Source organism: Mucilaginibacter sp. P2_A5, assembly GCF_056404995.1.
In genome coordinates, this window is the sequence record NZ_JBFUCY010000066.1 from 1 (window position 1) to 5,899 (window position 5,899).

4 protein-coding genes are annotated in these 5,899 nt (G+C 40.8%); 1 reads left to right on the top strand and 3 read right to left on the bottom strand.

What is annotated here, in order from left to right:
- Positions 1-676: 676 nt before the first annotated feature.
- From ligD to AC1DXF_RS29245, 3 genes are all read right to left on the bottom strand, one after another.
- Entirely contained in the window at positions 677-3,391 is a 2,715-nt protein-coding gene (ligD, locus tag AC1DXF_RS29235; RefSeq protein ID WP_477452220.1) for a DNA ligase D, read from the bottom strand.
- Positions 3,392-3,716: 325 nt separating this feature from the next.
- Positions 3,717-3,896, bottom strand: a complete 180-nt coding sequence (locus AC1DXF_RS29240; protein WP_477452221.1) for a hypothetical protein — start codon at positions 3,894-3,896, stop codon at positions 3,717-3,719.
- A gap of 69 nt (positions 3,897-3,965) precedes the next feature.
- Positions 3,966-4,370 (bottom strand): hypothetical protein, encoded by a 405-nt coding sequence (locus tag AC1DXF_RS29245; RefSeq protein WP_477452222.1) that lies wholly within the window; start codon positions 4,368-4,370, stop codon positions 3,966-3,968.
- A gap of 266 nt (positions 4,371-4,636) precedes the next feature.
- Between AC1DXF_RS29245 and AC1DXF_RS29250 the strand changes: the two genes are divergently transcribed.
- Entirely contained in the window at positions 4,637-5,032 is a 396-nt protein-coding gene (locus AC1DXF_RS29250; RefSeq protein WP_477452223.1) for a hypothetical protein, read from the top strand.
- Positions 5,033-5,899: the final 867 nt, after the last annotated feature.

Below are 5,899 nucleotides of genomic sequence, written 5' to 3' on the forward strand. Positions count from 1 at the left end.
GCTCAGGAGAGGCTCAGGAGAGCGATAGATAAAAAAGGCACGCTGCCATACGGGAATGCTGCTGATAACAGTATCACCAAAATGCTTACGCTATTTCCTGAAGCAAAACTCAGGGGCGGGTAAAAAACACCAGGAGCTAAACTGCTACGCTGCCATAAGTTGCTTTTCGCAAAATTCGGAAATAGCTTGTCATCTGCAATGCCATTATTTGTGCGCAAATAAAACTTACTCAGGATGACAGGAAAATTGGATATGTCATGGGTAGGAACGAAGCATCTATTCGCGAACTTTTCTATCGGTCATGCAAAGCAGATAGATCCTTCGTACCTCAGGATGACAGGGGAATTGTATATGTCATGGGTAGGAACGAAGCATCTATTCGCGAACTTTTCTATCGGTCATGCAKAGCTGATAGATCCTTCGTACCTCAGGATGACAGGAAAATTGKATATGTCATGGGTAGGAACGAAGCATCTATTCGCGAACTTTTCTATCKGTTATGCAYAGCTGATARATCCTTCGTWCCTCAGGATGACAGGAAAATTGGATATGTCATGGGTAGATTTATTAAAAAAATTAAAACAATCCTTAGTCTAATCAAACTTGCCCTTAAATGACCAATGACCAATGACCAATGACCAATGACCAATGACCAATGACCAATGACCGCTAACCGCTAACCGAAAACTGATTTAGCTTTTTCCATTGTTTTTTCCAAATCGATTGCCTTTTTCAATACTCCTTTAAACAGGTCACCTTCAACCTTCAGTCTGTCTATCGAATTGAAAATGGTGAAATGTTTCATAGTGAGGCCTGGTTTTACTTCGTCCCAGTGGAGGGGCATAGATACGGTGGCGCCGATTTTTGGGCGCAGCGAGTAGGGGCCTGCTATGGTTGCGCCGGGGCGGTTTTGTAAAAAATCAAGATACATTTTGCCATCACGCTTTGCCACCATCCGCTCCAGTGTTGTGTAATCGGGAATTTGTTTGTGAACGATGTTTACAATGATGCGGGCAAATAGCTGGGTTTGATCGTAGCTATATCTGGCATCTGTAGGAATATAAATGTGCATCCCGGTTGAGCCGGAGGTTTTGCAGTAGGAGGGAACATCTATAGCATCCAGCACCTTTTTTACTTCTAATGCCGCGGCAATAACCTGGTCGAAGGTGTTTTTATCAGGATCAAGGTCTATCACACAATAATCCGGGTTGTCCGGCGATTGGATGCGGCTAAACCAGGGGTTCATCTCGATGCAGCCCAATGATGCCATCCACAGCAGGCTTGCCTCATCGGTGCCAACCAAATATTCTTTATGCTCGCCCTCGCCGTTGGTATACGGGAATGTTTTAACCCAATCGGGCGCTTTTCCTTTTACATCCTTTTGGTAAAAACTTGGCCCGTGAATACCACCAGGAAACCGGTTAAGCGACATCGGGCGATCTTTCAGGTAAGGCAAAATATACTCGGCCACCTGGTAATAGTAGTTAAACATATCGCGCTTGGTTACCTTATCCTCGGGCCAGTAAATTTTGCTCAGGTGAGTAAACTTTAAATCGTGGCCGCAAATTTTGCGTACCTGGGTTTCGTCGGTTGGGTTTAGCAAGGTTTTTCTTCCTTTCTCTTTTGGCGGCTTTATGGCCGATGCATGGCTATCTTCCTGTTTTTCTTCCGCTTGTTCAATGGCAGCTTCGGTGGGTTCTGCAACTTCACGTACTACATCTGTTGCCTTTTTATCAATGCGCATACCCTGGAACGACGGGTGACGGAACACACCGTCGCTGGTAACTTCGCTAAAAGCTACTTCGCAAACCAGCTGGGGCTTAAGCCATGTTGCTTTGGCTTTGGGCGGATTGGGCCTGAAACGCGATGGCTTGTTTACATCGGGGATAATATCAAAAGGACTTTTGTCGGTTATTAAAGGCTTAAATTGTGCCATCATTTCCTTTTGTACTTTATCCGAAAAACCGGTGCCCACTTTGCCTACATATTGCAGGTTTTTATCCTCGTAAACACCCAGCAGCAATGAACTGAACTGTTTAGATGTATCCTCGTTTTTGGTGAAGCCGGCTATTACCACTTCCTGCCGTTTGCTGACCTTGATTTTGAGCCACTCCTTTGAACGCAGGTCGGGCGAATAGGTGCTGTTTGCTTTTTTAGCAATGATGCCTTCCAATCCCATCTTTTCGGCAGCTTTAAAAAATTCGGTGCCGCTGGCATCAAATACTTTACTCACACGCACCCTGTCGTCATCCGTTGGCAAAACTTCCTTTAGTATAGCCTGGCGTTGCGTGAGCGGTAAATTCACCAGGCTTTTGCCATCGTACCATAAAATATCAAACACATAATAAACCAGTTCGCCATCGGCCTCGCTGCGCCAGTTTTGCAGGTTGCCGAAGTTGGATATGCCTTTATCGTTCAAAACCAGGATCTCGCCATCCAATACGGCGTTAATCTTCCAGTCCCGCAGTATTTTATGGACAGGATAAAATTTTTCGTTAAACGTTTTATTGTTGCGGGATAGCAGCTCCACTTCTCCTTTATCAATAAATGCCAACGCGCGGTAACCATCCCATTTTACTTCGTAAACCCAATCCGGGTCGTCAAAAGGCTCATCAACCAAAGTGGCCAGCATGGGTTTTATCCCGGTCGGTATTTTAGCTTTGGGAGCCTTTTTTAATATAGTGGTGATGTTAATATCCTCCTGTTCAGCTAAGCTTTCTTTGGGCTCAGTTGCTTCAATCACTTTTTTTATTGATGCGTCCTTCTTCGGCTTTTCAATGTTTTCTTCATGCCCGTTCTGCCAAACCTTATCGCCGGTTTTTTCCATGACTTCGATGGTTTTGCCCGATATTACCGATTTATCTTCTTTAATAATATCTTTTTTTGATGCAAAATCATCATCGTGCTTTATCAGCAGCCAGGCATTATCGCCCATGCCATAGGTTTTTACCAGGGCAAACTCGCCCTGCAGTTTTTTGCCATGGAGCTTTATTTTTAATGATCCGGATTTAAGTTCTTTTAACAGGTGCTTTTCCTGCTCTTTTTTACCTTTAATTTTCTCAATAGGCTCATAGGTGCCTTCGTCCCAAACTATAACCGTACCGCCGCCATATTCGCCTTCGGGGATGATGCCTTCAAAGTTGCGGTAGTCATAAGGATGATCTTCTACCATCATGGCCAGCCGTTTGGTTTTTGGATCTGTTGACGGCCCTTTGGGCACCGCCCAGCTTTTGAGCACGCCATCCATCTCCAGCCTGAAATCATAATGCAAGCGCGAAGCATCATGCTTTTGGATTACAAAAATGAGACTGTTTTTATCCTTGCTTTTACCGGCTTTGGGTTCGTCGGTTTTGGTAAAATCCCTCTTTTCGACATATTTTTCCAGGCTCATGGCAGGTGATATTTTATTTTTAGGATAACATTATGAGTTGAAGGAAAGTTTTCCGTTAGTTCATTGGCTTACTGGTTCATTAAATCATTGTATTAGCACGATTGAAAGTTTGGTGCAACAGCAGAAACAGGAAAATGTATTAATTATCTAATAATCAAAACGTTGAGAATTGTCATAAAATAAAAACCGCAACGGCAAATTAAAAAGACAACGAAAACGTGTGCCAGGTTTTGGCTTCCTTTAAAAAAATGAGATTTGAAATAACCGCGAAATGGCGGCTATTTCAAATCTATCATTTTGTTAAGCTCTGAATATTTTCTCTTAATTACTTTTTATTTTCATGCTTGCGGTCATTATCCCGATTGGAAGTTTGATCAGACCGCTGACCGCCGCCGTTGCTAATGCCGGTTTGCTTTTTGGCTGCCTTTTGATCAAAAAAACCTCTGTCGGATGTAGAGTTACCTTGTGTATTGGCACCATTGTTTAAATTTTGTTGATTCTTCATGATCTTGATAATTTAAGTAAACAATGGTTTGGTGGTGCAAGAAACGTGCCGATGGAAAAGGCGATGAATTTATATTTGCCTCCTTTTGAAATCCCTTGCTATGCGTTTACACTTTATGTAATTATAAAGACCGTGATAGGGCGATATAATATTTCTGCCTAAAATTGATGTGACATTTATATAAACGTTTTCCCTGTCGAAAATAACAGTAATTATCCTACCCGAATTAAGGAGTTTGGGCGCTTTTATATTTCTTGAGATCTTACCGATAGCAAGTGGAATGGCATCGCCGAAATATTCCTCTAAAACAGCTGTAATATCGGCGCGGTTAGCATCTTCACCAAATCCTTTAAATTTTGTTAAGTTATTTAATAATAATAAGTTAAGTGTAAAAAACAAAGCGAAGCCATAAAAGACAAGCGTTGAAAATAACGTATAATGATTTTTGGGATTTAAATTAACTGCAATGCTCACAAAAATAAATGCCAAGCCCAAAAGACACGTAAGAAAGTAGTTAAAAAAGTTATTCCAACTAACTTGTGGTATCAGTATTTTGTAGTGGATGCTTTTTTCAACATTTACAGAGATAAACGGCATGATTCAAAAATACTTAAAGTATTCATATTTACTATTCAACAGATAGTAAAGTAGTAACAGCGGTACCACAGCAACTATTTATGGCCGGAAAAATTTAAACCAATACTTCAAACATCAGTCATACCCTTTAAAAAACATAAACTATGAAAAAGGTATTCATGATGATTGCTTTTGTTGCCGGATTGGGCTTATTTGCACACGCCCAGGAAAAAGTAAAGGCAACGCCCGCATTACGGGCTGCAAAACAAACTAAAGTATTAACCAAACAGCTTAACCTAACCAACAGCCAGATAACCCAGGTGAACGCCGTGTTACTGGAGCAGGGTAGAGTACTTGATAGTTTAAAGGCCCTTAAAGGCACAAATGATAAAAAAGAACAACGGTATTCACATAAGCTGATACGTGATAACGCGCAAACTAAACTGGAGGCTATATTAACTGCCGAACAAAAAACAAAATACCTCGCTTTTGTAGAAGCCCAAAAACAAAAAAAGGCGGCCAGGAAAGAAGCGAAAACATCGCCGGTGCCGCAAAACTAACTAATTGTATTTTGTGGGATAAGATTTAAACCCCGCTGCTATAATGAGCCGCCCTGGTATGCCATGGCGGCTTTGCGTTGTGCGCCTGGGCGAAATTTTTCCAGTTTGATGCTCCTGGTTAGCACATTAAGAAGTATTTGGGTTGATTAAAATATAATAGGCTGCAGTTTTTAGCTGAGTTATAACATTTTTTTATCTGACAGGGGCATAATTTCTAATAAATCGCATCAAAATCTGCAAAAGTCATCAACATAACCAACAAATACTCAAAATATTTTAATCTAAGGGTACTAATGGTATTATTATTGCGTTAAATGAACATATTGATATACAGGCAAATAATGTGTTTAAATGACAATTATTTATTTAACAATATTGTAGTTAAATCGGTGTTGTATTATTAAATTGTTAATAGTTGACTTTTTTACTTAAAATATTTGCAAAATAAAAGATGTATTGTATATTTGCAGTGTAGTATTTGTAAGGCGCTGAACGGCAGCACCAGATGGTTCGAGACCTCCCTTACAGCTCTTCTCATAATTTAGGTTTATAATTGGTTAGAACGCGCCCCTGCCCATCAGAGGGCGCTTCTTGTTTCTATAGGTTTTTGTAATTAACGGATCAACTTAGGATCAAGCAGAAATCTTGTGGGGGAATAAAAAAAGTATTTGTTTTGTGGATATAACAATCAACACGAATACTCTTGTCAACTGCATACGAAACCCTCGTCCGTTTAATTTTACCAGAAGGTCTTTTAGAATATTTTGAACTTATGGATGTCCGTTCATCTGAGAGCGGGCAATTGAACATTTACCTGGAAGAAAAGAACCTTGCTCCGTCCGGTTACGATAAATCACAGTTGGAGTC